The following is a 13,484-nucleotide window of genomic DNA, read 5'->3' on the forward strand; positions in this document are numbered from 1 at the left end:
GGGGCGTGGGCGGCATCGGCGGGCAGGAGCGTCGGGTCGACCGAGCCGGCGCCGGCGAAGAAGCAAAGGTCGTTGGTCTCGTCGAGGCCGACCATGCGCTCGCGCCAGCCGGCGCCGGCGCGGATGAACTGGCGGATGGGAACGGCGTCGAACAGTTCGTTGCCGACGATGAACAGCGATTGTTGCGGCAAGGTCTCGATGGTTTCGTGCCAGCCAACCGCGAAGGGTGTGACGCCAAGCGTCTTTTTTTGCACCTCGGTCAGGCGCGGGCTTGTCTCGATCATGGCGAAGGTGGCGCCGTTGGCCAGGTCAGGATCGAGCCGCGACAGCGTGCGCAGCATGTCCTTCATCAGCGTGCCGCGGCCGGGTCCGATCTCGGCGATGGTGGCCGACCGCGACCGGCCGCCCGCCAGCCAGGCTTGATAAAGCCACACGGCGACCAGTTCGCCGAACATCTGGCTGATTTCCGGCGCGGTGATGAAGTCGCCGCCCGCACCAAAGGGCTCGCGCGTCGTGTAGTAGCCGTCCGCCGGGTCGAACAGGCACAGCGCCATGTACTCGTTGACGGGAAGCGGCCCCAGGGCCTCGATCAGGTCGACGATGCGGGTCTTCAGCCGTGTCATGCCGGCTGCGGCTGTGCCACCGGCTTGGCGGTCAGCATCGCCCAGATGCCGGCCAACACCATCGGCGACGACAGGATCATGCCCATGGTCAACCAGTTGGTGCCGAGGAGATAGCCGAGCTGCTGGTCGGGTTCGCGGAAGAACTCGACGAAGATACGCGACAGGCCGTAGCCGCAGATGAAGGCGCCGCCGACGAAGCGCGGCGTCTTCAGCTTAAGGCGCGAATGGGTGAGGATGCGCAGCACGAGGAACAGCACCACGCCCTCCAGAAGCGCCTCGTAAAGCTGGCTCGGATGACGGGCAAACGGCCCGCCATTGGGGAATTCGAACGCCCAGGGCACGTCGGTTGGCCGGCCCCACAGCTCGGAATTGATGAAGTTGGCGACGCGCACCAGGCCAAGGCCGACCGGCACGCCGGCCGCCACGACATCGAACAGCGACCAGGTGCGGATGCCGCGCTTGATGGAAAACAGCGTCATGGCGAGGATGACGCCGAGCAGGCCGCCATGGAACGACATGCCGCCCTGCCACACGGCGAAGATATCGAGCGGGTGCGCGATGTAGCGCGCCAGATCATAGAAGAGCACATAGCCGGTGCGGCCTCCGAGCACGACGCCGATGGCCGCCCAGACGATGAAATCGTCGAGATCCTCCGGCTTCATCGGCAGGACGCCGTTCGGCCACAGCCTGGCATTGGCGGCGAGCCGCTTGGCATACCACCAGGCGAACAGGATGCCGACGATATAGCCGACGCCATACCAGTGCACCGCCAGCGGCCCGATCTGGATGAGGATCGGGTTGATGTTGGGGAAGGGCAGGGAGGCCAGCGGCAGCAGGAAATATTCGTTCAACGGGGAACTCTCGATTGCGAACGTGTTTCGGCGCGGACCATGCGGCAGGGTTTTGGCAGGGTCAAGGCAAGGTGGGCGCACTCGACTTGATGCCGCAGCAAGGTGCAACAAGCTTGCATTCGACGCGCGGCGCCACTACGTCAATTTTGTGCAAGCGCGAGGATTTGCCATGTCGACCGGACCGAACCGCATTCTCGATGAATTCGCCAAGCTGATGACCGACGCCGCCGGCGCCGCCCAGGGCGTGCGCCGTGAGGTGGAGACCGCCTTCAAGGGGCAGGCCGAGCGCATTCTCAACACGATGGACGTGGTGCAGCGCGAAGAGTTCGAAGCCGCGCGCGAGATGGCCGCCAAGGCGCGGGAAGAAAACACCCGCCTTGCCGCCCGCATCGAGGCGCTCGAGGCGAAGCTTGCAGAACTGGCCGGCGACGCCACATCAGCGACGGCCGCCAAGCCGCGCACAAAAAAATAATCGTTAAACTTTTCCACATAGCCCGATCCTGAAAAGCGCTTTGCCGTGAATCGCTTAACGGCATTGCATGAATCTTTGTGACAGCGGCTTTCCACATGCGAATGACGCAGTGCGAAAAATTGGGCTGTTCACGCGACTCCCGATCAATAGACTGAATTTGTTGCATGATTCGGAGCAGGATCATGCGACCGGGCGGTGGGGTCCGGTCTGGGGTCTTTGCGTCGAGAAGTCGTCTTTGCGCGAGGAAAGTCCTGGCCGTCCGAGTTCTAGACAAGATTGTTCGTTGTGTGTGCCCTCCCGCGGAGCGTGTGGCGGCGCTCGTACAGAACGACAGGAAGCATTCCATGGAACTTCTCGAACTCGAATTCTCCCGCGAAATCCATCCGGTGGATGTTATCGAGCAGGTGGCCCACAACAACGACTGGTCTTTCGAGCGGGCCGGCGACGACGAGATTTCGATCTCGGTTGCCGGAAGCTGGACCGACTATCACGTCTCCTTTTCGTGGATGGAGGATTTCGAGGCGCTGCACCTGGCCTGCGCCTTCGATATCAAGGTGCCGGAGACCCGCACGCTGGAAGTGATGCGGCTCTTGTCGCTGATCAACGAGCAGATGCTGTTTGGCCATTTCGACCTCTGGGAGCAGGAGGGCGCGATCATGTTCCGCCAGTCGCTGCTGCTGGCCGGCGGGGTCGAGCCGTCGAGCCAGCAGGTCGAAGTGTTGCTGTCGTCGGCGCTGGAAGCCTGCGAATGCTATTTCCAGGCATTCCAGTTCGTCGTCTGGTCGGGAACCTCGGCCAAGGATGCCCTGGCCGGTGTGCTGTTCGAGACCTACGGCAACGCCTGAGTCCCCGTTAAGGCAGACAAGACCAAGATGAGTTCGAACACCGAGCGCAAGCCCGAGATCAGTTTTGCCGATTTCGATCGTGTCGACATCCGCGGCGGCACGATCGTCGAGGCCGAGCCGTTTCCCGAGGCGCGCAAGCCCGCGTTCAAGCTGAAGATCGATTTCGGCGCCGGCATCGGTATCAAGAAATCGTCGGCGCAGATCACCAAATACTATACACCGGAGACGCTGATCGGCCGGCAGGTGTTCGCGGTGGTCAATTTCCCGCCGCGCCAGATCGGTCCATTCATGTCGGAAGTGCTCACTCTCGGCTTTCCCGACGAAGAGGGCGCCGTGGTGCTCGGCGCGATCGAGCGTAAGGTGCCGGATGGCGGGCGGTTGTTTTAGGGTCTCAACTGGGGATCGGAATCCCCCGCGAACCGGGATGGATTGATAATCCTTTCGGCAGATGCTTCAGCATGAATTTCATGCCATGTCGTGACAGGAGTGTCGCGCGTGGACATCATCCGCTTTTCCTGTCCGCGTCGACCAATTTCCTTATTCTGTAAAATTTGAACTGTTTGCCTTCGGCGATTAATTCAAGGTTGCCGTGTCGTGGCGGGCTGCGCTCCGGCGCGATTACCAGCAGATAGTCAAAGTCACGGGTCCAATGCGCTGCATACGCTGCCTCGACCGGTGGTAAAGCACCGGCGGCGTAGGCCTCCAGCTCAGACATCGGGATAGGCCCGCCTTGCGGTACGGTCAGGTTTGCCACTTCCGGCCGGGGCCTCACCGGCTGTTTTCCCGGATAGGTGAACAGCGTTGGCATCAGTGCATTGCGTGTGACTACAGCCAACGCGGCAGCATTGTACATTGGATAAAGGAGCAGATTCGTTGGCGGGTCGTCTGGGAGGCCATTCTGGCCGGTAAGGATTCGCGAACCCATTGGAATGGCGTCGAACGCGGTCATAAGGGCACGATATTCGCCGCGGCACGACAATTGGGCCCAGATCGCGATGCCACTGTTTGCAAGCCCGGCGCCAAACGCCAGCGCGACGAGAAGTGTTCCACGCGAGCCTTGCGGACGCTTGATCGTGACGAAGGCTGGCAGGATCAGAACAAGCGCCAGAAGGACGCGCCCGTCGACAAAGGCCGTGTCCGCAACGCGAAACGGCATGAGAATGAACAGGCACAAGAGCCCAAAGCCTATCCAGCAGCCGACGCGAGAGACCGCCACCATCCTGTGCTTCACCGCAAGGTAACTGAGAATGACCAGCACCACGGTCACGGCTGAGGAAGTGTATCTGCTGAAGCCGTTGACTTGAACCAGCGCCAACAATTTCGCCGACAGGGCCCATTCGGTTCCTTCGCCACCCACTTTGCCGCCGTAGGCGAGCGCCAGGGCGCCAACTGCGACGACCGGAGCAGCCATTCCGGCAACCAGCAAGATCGTGCGTTTCCAATTCTCAATATGGTCTGGCCAGCGGGAGAGTTCGTACAGCCCCACCACAATGCCATACAGGCCGAGGGCAAATAGGTGAGAGATATACAGAACCACGACGAAGACGGCGTGGATCGCAAGGCGCAGCGGCAAAGGTCTTTCCGCAAGCCAAATCCAAACCGCGATGGACCAAAGAACGATCCCGAGTCCAAATTCAAAATTCACGAATCCGAAAGCGAAAGGCATGGCGTAGAGGAAGAGCGAAGCGACGAAGCCGCTGAGGATCACACGCCCCTGTGCGGCCGCTCCGACGGCCATTGCCCCGCTGACGACCAGCATTTGCGAGACTAGATAGAAAAGCTTTGATGCCAGCTCGATCCCGATCAAGCGCCCAGCGAACGGGACGACGAGATCCATGGCTAGATTAGGGTAGGGTGCCCACGCGGCTTCATAGTAGGGATGGGCTTCGGGCGTACCGGCGCGCATCAGGATCGACATTCTTGCGAGATGATTTGGATAGTCTGCCATAGCGGGTATGTCGACGAGCAGTACGGGCAAGAAAGCCACCACCAGCAGAACTATCAGCAAGATACCTTCTGGCCTGATGAAATGGCTCGTGTAACTGTTGATTTTGTTGCTGGCTGTTGCTTCGAGCATGCCACAATGTAGGTAGAAATGGTAAATTTTGAGTCGCCGACAATTATCAATCTGACTTGGTCATGGCTCCGAAGTCGCACAATACGTCACGCCGAACCATCCCTTTGAAACAAGGTGCCGTGGCAGACTAACGGTTGATTGTGCGTCGCCGCGCTTTGTCATCCGTGGCGGTGTGTCAGCTTCGCCCTTGGATAACGAAAAGCACGATCAGGCCGCCAGCTTTCGCCGTGTGCCCAGTGCTTCCTCGACCGTATCGAGGAACATTTCCGCACAGGCCTTCCAGCTATAGCGCATGGCGCGTTCGCGGGCTTCGGCACGGTCGACGTTGAGCGCGGCGAGTGAGGCCTCGCGCAAATCGTTGGAGACCGCGCCGCCAAAACCATCGCCGACAATGTCGATCGGCCCGGTCACCGGATAGGCGGCAACCGGCGTGCCGCTGGCCAGTGCCTCGATGATGACGTTGCCGAACGTGTCGGTGCGGCTCGGGAAGACGAAGACGTCGGCCGACGCATAGATCTCGGCCAGTTCGTCGTTTGGGCGATGGCCGAGGAAATGCGCTTGCGGATATTTCGCCTTCAGCCTGGCAAGCTCGGGGCCTTCGCCGACGATCACCTTGCTGCCGGGCAGGTCGAGGTCGAGGAAAGCACCCAGGTTCTTTTCGATGGCGACGCGGCCGACGCAGAGGAAGATCGGGCCGGGGAAGCCGAGGTCCTTCTTCCTGTCCGGGCGGAAATGGTCGGTGTCGACGCCGCGCGTCCATGGCCGCAGCTTGGTGAAGCCGCGCGCGGAAAGGTCGTCGGCGAGCGACTGGGTGGCGACCAGCGTGCCCTGGCCGGAATTATGGAAATCGCGCAGCCAGCGATAGGCCCAGCTTTCCGGCACCGGCAGGCGGGCGCTGAGATATTCGGGGAAGCGCGTGTGATAGCTGGTGGTGAATGGACGGCCGGCATTGCGGCAATAGCGCCGCGCCATGATGCCCAGCGGTCCTTCGGTGACGATGTGGATGTGGTCGGCCTTGCCGGCGTCGATCAGGCGCGCGACATGGCCGGGCGTGGTCAGCGCCAGCCTGATGTCGGGATAGGTCGGCAAGGGCAGGGTGCGAAAGATATTGGGCGTCAGGAAATCCACCGCGACGTCGAAGGACTTCAGCGTCTCGGTGAGCCGCTCCAGCGTGTGGACGACGCCGTTGACCTGCGGGCGCCAGGCATCGGTGACCATCAGTATGCGCATGGCGGCCCTTTGCTTGAAAGGTCGACGGTTGCCTTGAGACGATGCCGGAACGGCGACCAGCCTGCTGCTCTCGCTTCGCTCCAGCGCACCCGGACAGGTACGGGGTCGAAGTGAGGCGGCAAGGCCGAATCAATTGAGGTCGCGCGCTTCATGCGCGCTCTTGATCATGGTTTCATGACGGGCGGATGAAGCCGTTTCCACTTTTCGCAATCGTGCCCGGTTATGCCGGAACCTTGATGATGGCGCGCAGTCCGCCGAGCGGGCTGTCTTCAAGAGTGATGTCGCCGCCATGGGAGCGGGCGATGTCGCGGGCGATCGACAGGCCGAGCCCGGTGCCGCTGGCATCGAGGTTGCGGGCCTCGTCGAGCCGCACGAAAGGCTTGAACACGTCTTCGCGTCGATCGGCGGGAATGCCCGGACCATCGTCGTCGATGGTGACCAGCAGCGAGCCGCGGCCATGGGTGGCGTTGACCTCCACCGTCTTGGCATAGCGGAAGGCGTTGCCGATGACGTTGGACATCAGCCGGGCAAAGGCATTGGGCCGCACATGCACATCGTGATCGCCGGCAAGCGTCGTCGACAGCTTACGCTTGCGCAGCCTGGCTTCCTCGTCGAGCTTTTCGAAATAGGCCTCGAGATCGAACCGTCCGGCGTCTTCCGAAGCTTCGCCGCGGGCAAAGGACAGATAGCCTTCGAGCATCGACTGCATGTCGTCGATGTCCTGGTCGAGCGCTGCCTTGGTCTCGGCCTTGCCGCCGGAAAGCGCCAGCTGCAGCTTGAAGCGAGTGAGGATGGTTCTGAGGTCATGGCTGACGCCGGTCAGCATGGCGGTGCGCTGTTCGATCTGGCGTTCGATGCGCTCGCGCATCTGCATGAAGGCAAAGCCGGCGCGGCGAACCTCCTCGGCGCCGCGCGGCCGGAAATCGCGCGGCATCGGCCGGCCCTTGCCAAAGCTTTCGGCGGCTTCGGCAAGCATCAGGATCGGCCGGATCTGGTTGCGCAGGAAGGGAATGGCGATCATCAACAGCACCAGCGAGGTGCCGACCATCCAGATCAGGAAGATGTGGGTGTTAGAGGCATAGGCCTGGCTGCGGCGCACGAAGACGCGCAGCACCTTGCCCTCGAGCTGCACGCGTACCTCGACGATGTTGGAGTTGCCGACCGTGTCGATCCAGAACGGGCGGTTGATCTGGCGGGTGATCTCGGACGAGAGAACATCATCCAAAATCGAGAAAAACGGCTTTGGACCGGGCGCGGGGAGTGGGTCGGGCGGCAAGAGGTCGACCTTCAGCTGCATGCGGTCCTGGGCGATGCGGATTATGTTGGTGTAGTCGGCATCGCGCGGATAGGTCTCGATCAGGTCGATGATGGCGGCGATGTCGCGCACGGTGGCCTGCGACAGGCGCTGCGTCACGGTTGCCCAGTGACGTTCCATGAAGACGAAGGCGACGACCGATTGCAGCAGGATCATCGGCGCGATGACGATGATCAGCGAGCGGGCATAGAGCCGCTTGGGCATATAGAGCGAGACGAGGCGCCAGAAGCGGTTCCAGGCGCGCGGCACCGCCTTCAGCGTCCGCGCAGCGCGTGCGCTCAAGCCGCCATTGCCCGGCTGTTCCAGTTCCGTGGTTGCCATTCGCTCTTTTCGCTTGCCCGCAGCCGTTCAGCCGGCCGCAGGCGGCATTCTATTCCACGCTGAGCCGATACCCAATACCGCGTACGGTCTGGAGCCAGACCGGATTGGACGGATCGCGCTCGATCTTGCGGCGCAGCCGGTTGATCTGGACGTCGATGGTGCGCTCGCCGACTTCCGAATCGTCGCCGACAAGCTCGTGGCGGGGTATCGTCTCGCCCGCCCGCGCGGCGAAGATCGCCAGGATCTCCTGCTCGCGATCGGTCAGCTTCAACGCCTCGCCGCCACGCTTCAATTCGCGCCGGGCGATCTGGAACGTGTAGGGGCCGAAGACCAACTGCTCGACCTTGGGCGTGGTCGCCGGGCCACCGCGGCGCAGGATGTTGTTGATGCGCAGGATCAGCTCGCGCGGATCGAACGGCTTTGGCAGATAGTCGTCGGCGCCAGCCTCCAGCCCTGAGATGCGGCTGTCGGTCTCCGACAGCGCTGTGAGCATCAGGATCGGTACGTTCTTTTCGGCCCGCAGCGACTTGGTCAGGTCGACGCCCGTCTCGCCGGGCATCATGACGTCCAGCACCAGAAGGTCGAAGTCGAGGCCGGCAAGCTTGCGCCTGGCTTCGCCGGCATTGCCGGCAACGGTGACGCGAAAGCCATTTTCGGTCAGATACTGCTTGAGAAGATTGCGGATGCGGGTGTCGTCGTCGACGACAAGCAGATGCGGCGCGTCGTCGTCCGGCGCGGCCGCGTGATCGACCCGTTCAGTGCTCTCCATGGCTTTTCCCTGACATTTTTGCGGACCCAACGTCGATCTGCGCCCTCAGTTCCGGATTGACCATCGCTTCGAGGAACCGTTCCACCAAGGTCCGTTCGGTTACTCCGGAATCCCCCAATGCAGCATGGATGCGGCGCGACTGTGGCCGCGCCAGCGCCAGCGCCAGCGCACGGCCTTTGGCTGTCGGATAAAGTTCGCGCTGGCGGCGGTCGCGCGGACCTTGCAACTGCACGATATGGTCGGTGTCGATCAGTTGCTTGAGCACACGGGCCAGGCTCTGCTTGGTGATCTTCAGCACGTCGAGCAGTTCGGCGACCGTCAGGCCCGGCCTGCGGTTGACGAAATGCAGCACCCGGTGGTGGGCCCGGCCGAAGCCGTAATCGGCCAGGATCTGGTCCGGATCGGAGGTGAAGTCGCGATAGGCAAAGAAGAGCAGCTCGATGATGGCGAAGTCGATGCCGTCCTCGACCGACATTGCGGTCCTGATCGGTTTTCCGGCGGCTGGGCTTCGATCCGTCATTATTTCTCCGTGGGAAAGAGAGATTATGTCAGTACTATTGACGTAATTTCCCTGCAATGGTAATTTTTGACAAGCTTTTGGGCGGATTGCGAACGAAAAGGCAAGGGAAGCCGGTTTTTCCGGAATTTCCTAAGTTTGCCAGAGCGCAATTATCCGCCTACGCTCCACCATAAAAGCCGCTTTGGGCGGCCGACACGAAACACACAACGATACAACTATCCGGGCTGCCGCCCGTGGGAGGTTACCATGGCATCCGTTCCCTTCGATCAACTCGATGGCTTCATCTGGATGAACGGCGAATTCGTCCAATGGGGTGACGCCAAGATCCATGTGCTGACGCACGGGCTGCATTACGCCAGCGCTGTTTTCGAGGGAGAGCGCGCCTATGGCGGCGAGATCTTCAAGCTCAACGAACACACCGAGCGCCTGCATGAATCGGCACGCCTGCTCGGTTTCAAGATCCCCTATTCGGTGGCCGAGCTCAACGACGCCTCTTCCACGCTTCTCAAGAAGCAGGGTTTCCAGGACGCCTATGTCCGGCCGATCGCCTGGCGCGGCAGTGAGCAGATGGGCGTCTCGGCGCAGAACAACCGCATCAACTGCGCCATCGCCATCTGGCAATGGCCAAGCTATTTCGATCCTGCGCAGAAGCTGAAAGGCATCCGTCTCGATGTGGCGGAATGGCGCCGGCCCGACCCGCGCACCGCGCCTTCCAAGTCGAAGGCCGCCGGGCTCTACATGATCTGCACCATGTCCAAGCACGCCGCCGAGGCCAAGGGCTATGCCGATGCCATGATGCTCGACTGGCGTGGCCAGGTCGCCGAAGCGACCGGAGCCAACATCTTCTTCGTCAAGGACGGCAAGATCCACACACCCAAGCCCGACTGCTTCCTCGACGGCATCACCCGCCGCACGGTCATCGGGCTGGCCAAGGATCGCGGCCTTGAGGTGATTGAACGCGCCATCCTGCCGGAAGAGCTGGAAAGCTTCGAGCAGTGCTTCCTGACCGGGACGGCAGCGGAAGTGACGCCGGTTTCGGAGATCGGGCCTTACCGATTCGAGGTCGGCGAAATAGCCAAGAATCTTATGAATGACTATTCTGCGGCCGTTCAGCCCAAGCACGCGATCGCCGCAGAATAACGAAAGTCACAGCTTTTTTAGGAAGTAGGGGCGGTTTTCGGGCCGCCCCTTTTATTTCAGCGTTTCTGCATTTGACTTTCGTCCAATTCGGCGTCTCATGATGGTGTCGGCCCGGGAGGCTGACAGCTATGGAGGGACTAATCATATGGACATGAACACGCTTCTTCCGATCATCATACAGGTGATTACTGGCATCATCGGTGGTCAGGCGGTCGGTGCGGCGCTCAAGACGGCGGCGATGGGTCAGCTTCCCAAAATCCTGGGCGGAGCCATTGGCGGCGTCGGTGGTGCGGCGATCCTCGGCAGCCTGCTGGGTGGCGGTGCGGTCGATCCGGCGGCTGCGGCAGCAGCAACGAGCGGTCTCGGCAGCGCGCTGAACCTGCAGAACATCGTCGGCGGCGCCGGCGGCGGCGCGATCCTGACCGCCATTCTCGGCGCGGTCATGGGCGCCATGAAGAAGTAAGCAGGCCGTTTCGGTCTTTTCAAATGGGCGGCTTCGGCCGCCCATTTCCGTTTTGGGGCTACTGACTGTTCGTCTTTCGAGGGTGGACGCCCTTTGTCCGCGCCTCTACATCACCCGTGAACATCGAAAGGACGATCATGGGTCAGCTCAATGCCGGCATCGTGCCGGTCACACCGTTCCAGCAGAATTGCACCATCCTGTTCGACATGGATGACAAGCATGGCGTCGTCGTCGATCCGGGCGGCGATATCGACAAGGTACTGGCGGTGCTGAAGGACAATGCGATCTCAGCCGGAGCTATCTGGATAACGCATGGCCACATCGACCATGCCGGCGGTGCAATGGAGTTGAAGGAGGCGCTCGGCGTCGAGATCATCGGTCCGCATGAGGCCGACAAGTCGCTGCTCGACAATCTGGAAAACCAGGGCAAGCGCTACGGCATCGCCGGAGCGCGCAACTGCGTGCCCGACCGGTTCCTGGCCGAAGGCGAGACCGTGTCGTTCGGCGGCCATGTGTTCGAGGTGCTGCACTGCCCCGGCCATGCGCCCGGTCACGTCGTCTACTACAACCGCGCAGCCAAGTTCGCCCATGTCGGCGACGTGCTGTTCCGCGGCTCGGTCGGCCGCACCGACCTGCCGGGCGGCGACCACACGGCGCTGATCGCTTCGATCAAGGACAAGCTCCTGCCGCTCGGCGACGACATCGGCTTCATCTGTGGCCACGGTGCCGGCGGACGTTTTGGCGAGGAGAGGCGGACCAATCCTTTTTTGACTTGAACCAGGCTCGGAACCGTAGCTGTTTTTCATCAGCCTCAAGCAGACCGTTGACATTGTAGAGACCACAACAAAAAAGCGCTGGCCTTGCGGTCAGCGCTTTTCTGTTTTGGGGCAGGGAAGCCCTTGGTTAGTTGGCAGTGCAGAAATGCTGTTCGCCGTCATTGCCGGTGAACGTGCCGGTACGGGAATTGAAGCTGCGGTAGCGGTCCGAGCAATATTCGTACCAGTCACGCGTCCACGGTTCGGCATAACGATTGGCGTAGACCACCCGCGGCTCCGCATAATAGCGGCGGACCGGGGCCGGGCGCACCACGACGTCACGATCGTAGTAACCGTCATCGTAGTAGCGGTCAGCGTCGGGCGGCGGGCGGTCATTGGCCAATGCGCCACCGATCAGCGCCCCGGCCGCGAGGCCGAGCACGCCGGCGGCAATGGCATCGCCATTGCCATGATGGCCATGATGACGGCGCCAGTCGCGCGCATTGGCGGCGGGCAAGGCCGTGAGCGTGGTGGCGGCCACGGCAGCGGCCAGGACGGCGGTTTTGAAAATTCGGTTCATGTCGGTCTCCTTCGTTCCGGCCCGTGCAGTTTCGGGGATGCGGTCCGGCTTTACCGAAGACTAATATGCGACCGTGGCTGAACGGGGGCTGAACGGATTTTAACGTGTTTATTCAAAACGGACGTCAAAAATCACAGGCTCTCAAGGGAGCGATCTGCCCGGGAGCGCCGGTTCGAAGCCGGCTCAGCCGACCGACAGGTTGACGGCCTTGGGACCCTTGCCGCGCTTATCCGGCTCGGTATCGAACGACACTTTCTGCCCATCCTCGAGGCCGGGAAGACCGGACGCCTGCACAGCTGAAATATGGACGAAAACATCCTTCGCGCCATCATCGGGCGTGATGAAGCCGAAGCCCTTGGCATGATTGAAGAATTTGACGGTGCCGGTCTGCGGCATGGGAAGCTCCTTTGTCCCATAAACTCCAGTCTCGGGCCGGCAAATGCCCGAGTGGAAATTTGTCCTTTATTTTAGCGTCATCGGCAAGAGAAAGTTTTGCGGGCGTCTAAAGCACGTTGCGGCATGCTTCGGGTCTTTGTTTTTATGCAAGTCGTTGCCCAGAACCCGGCCGCTTGGGCGACATCACTGGCCCGCGCCTTCGATAAGGAAAAGGCGCGACGAAGATCGCCGCGCCTTTCAAAATTCAGATCCCTCTCCAGGCCAGGTGCAGGCATGGAGCCTCCGTCGCACGTCTAAGTGACATGCGGCGCGCCGATGGCTCAGGCTGCGCGGAGGTTGACGGCCTTGGGGCCCTTGCCCATGCGGTCCGGCTCGACGTCGAAGGTGACCTTCTGGCCATCAACGAGCGTGCGCAAGCCGGAAGCTTCGATCGCGGAGATATGGACGAACACATCCTTGGCGCCACCATCGGGCGTGATGAAACCGAAGCCTTTGGTCGCGTTGAAGAATTTAACGGTGCCGGTCTGGGCCATTGGGGAAACTCCTTCACCCGTTCAGTCTTTGGTGGTCCCGCCCGCCGCCTGGCGCAAAGGGCAGTTCCCGGTGGTTGCTTCGGCAGTCATGCATTGGCGCATGGTCAAACCCCCCGCCGAAAACGGGGCCGTCAGAGATTCACAGTATCGGGGAAAGGTCGTCCAAAACGTTCCGCTCTCCGGGTCGCAAATGCCCGAACACGGAATTTATCGCACGGAAACGTGATGGTTGCAAGATACCGCCGCGGGCCGCCGTACTGGCGCGTCCCGACGCATCAATCGACTGACCTGAGCATCGATGGGCTCGGCATAGGCTTGCTTGCCGGCCGGGTCATCGGCCAGAACCGGGCCACGAATGGGCCAGATGTCGAGGTGGCCGAGGAGGTCGACGCCGCCTACAGCCCCAGCGCGTTTCCGACTGAAAGGGCTGCAAACGGGGGTTGCATTTGGCAAGGGAATGGCGAGGATCGGCAACCGGGGACGCGATCGTGGGAGATCATCATGAAATATCTGGCGGCAATCTTTTCGCGGCAGGGTTTTGTCATCCTGTTGCTGTCGGCACTTCTTGCCGCCTGCACCGTCGTCGTCGATGAC

Annotated in this window: 16 protein-coding genes and 1 pseudogene; 7 read left to right on the forward strand and 10 right to left on the reverse strand. The window is 61.6% G+C overall.

Translation table 11 applies throughout. The annotated features are described in order from the left end of the window. Both EOA22_RS09575 and lgt read right to left on the reverse strand, forming a co-directional pair. Positions 1-623: SAM-dependent methyltransferase (locus EOA22_RS09575; RefSeq protein WP_206521274.1), on the reverse strand; the 623-nt coding region annotated here is incomplete at its 3' end. Beyond that, positions 620-1,474: a prolipoprotein diacylglyceryl transferase gene (gene lgt / locus EOA22_RS09580; RefSeq protein ID WP_027162149.1), complete on the reverse strand. Its 855-nt coding sequence runs from the start codon at positions 1,472-1,474 to the stop codon at positions 620-622. The genes lgt and EOA22_RS09575, both read right to left, overlap by 4 nt. 169 nt (positions 1,475-1,643) lie before the next feature. On the opposite strand from lgt, the gene EOA22_RS09585 reads away from it, so the two are divergent. The 3 genes from EOA22_RS09585 (at position 1,644) to EOA22_RS09595 (ending at position 3,178) form a co-directional block, all read left to right on the forward strand. After that, on the forward strand, positions 1,644-1,946 hold the full coding sequence (locus tag EOA22_RS09585) for an accessory factor UbiK family protein (protein WP_063168840.1): 303 nt from the start codon (positions 1,644-1,646) through the stop codon (positions 1,944-1,946). 344 nt (positions 1,947-2,290) lie between these two features. Next, complete coding sequence (locus EOA22_RS09590; protein WP_013530009.1) at positions 2,291-2,791, forward strand: YbjN domain-containing protein; 501 nt, start codon at positions 2,291-2,293, stop codon at positions 2,789-2,791. Positions 2,792-2,818: 27 nt separating this feature from the next. Next, positions 2,819-3,178: a tRNA-binding protein gene (locus tag EOA22_RS09595; protein WP_063168839.1), complete on the forward strand. Its 360-nt coding sequence runs from the start codon at positions 2,819-2,821 to the stop codon at positions 3,176-3,178. Between the two features lie 115 nt (positions 3,179-3,293). Here EOA22_RS09595 and EOA22_RS09600 read toward each other — a convergent pair whose 3' ends face one another. The 5 genes from EOA22_RS09600 to EOA22_RS09620 all read right to left on the reverse strand — a co-directional run bounded on the left by EOA22_RS09600 (position 3,294) and on the right by EOA22_RS09620 (position 9,023). Beyond that, entirely contained in the window at positions 3,294-4,868 is a 1,575-nt protein-coding gene (locus EOA22_RS09600; RefSeq protein WP_063168838.1) for a hypothetical protein, read from the reverse strand. Positions 4,869-5,075: 207 nt separating this feature from the next. Beyond that, entirely contained in the window at positions 5,076-6,098 is a 1,023-nt protein-coding gene (locus EOA22_RS09605; protein WP_013530012.1) for a glycosyltransferase family 1 protein, read from the reverse strand. 220 nt (positions 6,099-6,318) lie between these two features. Next, the gene (locus EOA22_RS09610) at positions 6,319-7,734 is read right to left on the reverse strand and encodes an ATP-binding protein (RefSeq protein ID WP_013530013.1); all 1,416 of its coding nucleotides are present in this window, start codon (positions 7,732-7,734) and stop codon (positions 6,319-6,321) included. Positions 7,735-7,783: 49 nt separating this feature from the next. Further along, positions 7,784-8,503, reverse strand: a complete 720-nt coding sequence (locus EOA22_RS09615; RefSeq protein WP_013530014.1) for a response regulator transcription factor — start codon at positions 8,501-8,503, stop codon at positions 7,784-7,786. Continuing rightward, on the reverse strand, positions 8,490-9,023 hold the full coding sequence (locus tag EOA22_RS09620; RefSeq protein ID WP_024505623.1) for a MarR family transcriptional regulator: 534 nt from the start codon (positions 9,021-9,023) through the stop codon (positions 8,490-8,492). Before EOA22_RS09620 ends, EOA22_RS09615 begins: the two co-directional genes overlap by 14 nt. 246 nt (positions 9,024-9,269) lie before the next feature. On the opposite strand from EOA22_RS09620, the gene EOA22_RS09625 reads away from it, so the two are divergent. From EOA22_RS09625 to EOA22_RS09635, 3 genes are all read left to right on the forward strand, one after another. Further along, positions 9,270-10,163: a branched-chain amino acid aminotransferase gene (locus EOA22_RS09625; protein WP_013530016.1), complete on the forward strand. Its 894-nt coding sequence runs from the start codon at positions 9,270-9,272 to the stop codon at positions 10,161-10,163. Between the two features lie 145 nt (positions 10,164-10,308). After that, positions 10,309-10,626, forward strand: coding sequence for a hypothetical protein (locus EOA22_RS09630; protein WP_013530017.1), 318 nt, complete (start codon positions 10,309-10,311; stop codon positions 10,624-10,626). A 137-nt stretch (positions 10,627-10,763) separates the two neighbouring features. Continuing rightward, positions 10,764-11,402: an MBL fold metallo-hydrolase gene (locus EOA22_RS09635; RefSeq protein WP_063168837.1), complete on the forward strand. Its 639-nt coding sequence runs from the start codon at positions 10,764-10,766 to the stop codon at positions 11,400-11,402. 127 nt (positions 11,403-11,529) lie between these two features. On the opposite strand, the gene EOA22_RS09640 is transcribed toward EOA22_RS09635, so the two are convergent. The 3 genes from EOA22_RS09640 to EOA22_RS09650 form a co-directional block, all read right to left on the reverse strand. Then, the gene (locus EOA22_RS09640; protein ID WP_013530019.1) at positions 11,530-11,961 is read right to left on the reverse strand and encodes a BA14K family protein; all 432 of its coding nucleotides are present in this window, start codon (positions 11,959-11,961) and stop codon (positions 11,530-11,532) included. Between the two features lie 183 nt (positions 11,962-12,144). Continuing rightward, positions 12,145-12,357, reverse strand: coding sequence for a cold-shock protein (locus EOA22_RS09645; RefSeq protein ID WP_013530020.1), 213 nt, complete (start codon positions 12,355-12,357; stop codon positions 12,145-12,147). 320 nt (positions 12,358-12,677) lie between these two features. Further along, positions 12,678-12,890 carry a cold-shock protein gene (locus EOA22_RS09650; protein ID WP_006202520.1) on the reverse strand — a complete coding sequence of 71 codons (213 nt, stop codon included), beginning with the start codon at positions 12,888-12,890 and terminating at the stop codon, positions 12,678-12,680. A gap of 501 nt (positions 12,891-13,391) precedes the next feature. Here EOA22_RS09650 and EOA22_RS38735 point away from each other — a divergent pair. Further along, positions 13,392-13,484 (forward strand): annotated as a pseudogene (locus EOA22_RS38735) (peptidase); the annotation flags it as partial.

Origin of the sequence: Mesorhizobium sp. M7A.F.Ca.US.014.04.1.1, assembly GCF_003998745.1 — a bacterium.
Classification (GTDB): domain Bacteria; phylum Pseudomonadota; class Alphaproteobacteria; order Rhizobiales; family Rhizobiaceae; genus Mesorhizobium; species Mesorhizobium ciceri.

What these genes read in the sequence shown, in the direction of transcription:
- EOA22_RS09585 (WP_063168840.1), top strand. Translation starts at nt 1,644, where the DNA reads ATGTCGACCGGACCGAACCGCATTCTCGATGAATTCGCCAAGCTGATG.
- EOA22_RS09610 (WP_013530013.1), bottom strand. Translation starts at nt 7,734, where the DNA reads ATGGCAACCACGGAACTGGAACAGCCGGGCAATGGCGGCTTGAGCGCA.
- EOA22_RS09615 (WP_013530014.1), bottom strand. Translation starts at nt 8,503, where the DNA reads ATGGAGAGCACTGAACGGGTCGATCACGCGGCCGCGCCGGACGACGAC.
- EOA22_RS09620 (WP_024505623.1), bottom strand. Translation starts at nt 9,023, where the DNA reads ATGACGGATCGAAGCCCAGCCGCCGGAAAACCGATCAGGACCGCAATG.
- EOA22_RS09630 (WP_013530017.1), top strand. Translation starts at nt 10,309, where the DNA reads ATGGACATGAACACGCTTCTTCCGATCATCATACAGGTGATTACTGGC.
- EOA22_RS09645 (WP_013530020.1), bottom strand. Translation starts at nt 12,357, where the DNA reads ATGCCGCAGACCGGCACCGTCAAATTCTTCAATCATGCCAAGGGCTTC.
- EOA22_RS09595 (WP_063168839.1), top strand. Translation starts at nt 2,819, where the DNA reads ATGAGTTCGAACACCGAGCGCAAGCCCGAGATCAGTTTTGCCGATTTC.
- EOA22_RS09650 (WP_006202520.1), bottom strand. Translation starts at nt 12,890, where the DNA reads ATGGCCCAGACCGGCACCGTTAAATTCTTCAACGCGACCAAAGGCTTC.
- EOA22_RS09600 (WP_063168838.1), bottom strand. Translation starts at nt 4,868, where the DNA reads ATGCTCGAAGCAACAGCCAGCAACAAAATCAACAGTTACACGAGCCAT.
- EOA22_RS09590 (WP_013530009.1), top strand. Translation starts at nt 2,291, where the DNA reads ATGGAACTTCTCGAACTCGAATTCTCCCGCGAAATCCATCCGGTGGAT.
- EOA22_RS09625 (WP_013530016.1), top strand. Translation starts at nt 9,270, where the DNA reads ATGGCATCCGTTCCCTTCGATCAACTCGATGGCTTCATCTGGATGAAC.
- EOA22_RS09640 (WP_013530019.1), bottom strand. Translation starts at nt 11,961, where the DNA reads ATGAACCGAATTTTCAAAACCGCCGTCCTGGCCGCTGCCGTGGCCGCC.
- EOA22_RS09605 (WP_013530012.1), bottom strand. Translation starts at nt 6,098, where the DNA reads ATGCGCATACTGATGGTCACCGATGCCTGGCGCCCGCAGGTCAACGGC.
- EOA22_RS09635 (WP_063168837.1), top strand. Translation starts at nt 10,764, where the DNA reads ATGGGTCAGCTCAATGCCGGCATCGTGCCGGTCACACCGTTCCAGCAG.